Here is a 729-nt window from a genome sequence, read left to right as displayed (position 1 = left end):
GCGCCGGACGTCGGCGATTTGCTGAATACATTCCATGAATGGGTGGACGACGCCTCGTTGCGGGAGACCATCCTTGTCGATAACCCCGCGCGCATCTACCGGTTCGACGACTGATCGTACAAATTCTTTCTACCAAAGGCAACCCATGTCACTGACTCTCGACAAGCGAGATGGTATCGCGATCGTCACCCTCGACCGGCCGCCGGTCAACGCGTTGACGCTCGCGCTTTATAGCGAAATCGCCGATCTCTTCGAAAACCTTGGCAAGGAACTCGATGTCCATTGCGCCATCTTCACCGGTGCGGGCAATCGCGCATTTTGCGCGGGGCTCGATCTGAACGAGTTTCTGAGCGCGACGCCCGAGCAGGATCCCGAGCGGGCAGCCATTGTGCGCAGGACGTTTTCCGCCGTCTACCGCTGCCCGATTCCCGTCATCGCTGCGATCAACGGGCCTGCCCTCGGCGCGGGCTCGGTGCTGGCCACCGTGTGCGATATCCGCATCGCCGCGAGCAATGCGCGGTTTGGCACGCCGGAAATCAATATCGGCCGCTGCGGGGGCGCGGCTCATCACGGCCGCTTGATTCCGCAGGGCGCATTGCGCCGCATGTACTTCACCGGCGAACCGATTGGCGCACAGGAAGCGTTCAGGCTCGGTCTGATCGATGAAGTCGTCGAACCCGAAGACTTGATGACGACGGCTCTCAAGCTGGCAGCGAAGATTGCCGCCAA

1 protein-coding gene is annotated in these 729 nt (G+C 61.2%); it reads left to right on the top strand.

All coding sequences use genetic code 11. The features are described 5' to 3' along the window. Window positions 1–145: 145 nt before the first annotated feature. Window positions 146–729 (top strand): enoyl-CoA hydratase/isomerase family protein (locus tag AWB65_RS35155; protein WP_087671282.1); only part of this gene is annotated, 584 nt, incomplete at its 3' end.

This window comes from Caballeronia humi (genome assembly GCF_001544475.1).
GTDB lineage: Bacteria > Pseudomonadota > Gammaproteobacteria > Burkholderiales > Burkholderiaceae > Caballeronia > Caballeronia humi.
This window is presented reverse-complemented; position numbering and strand designations above follow the sequence as displayed.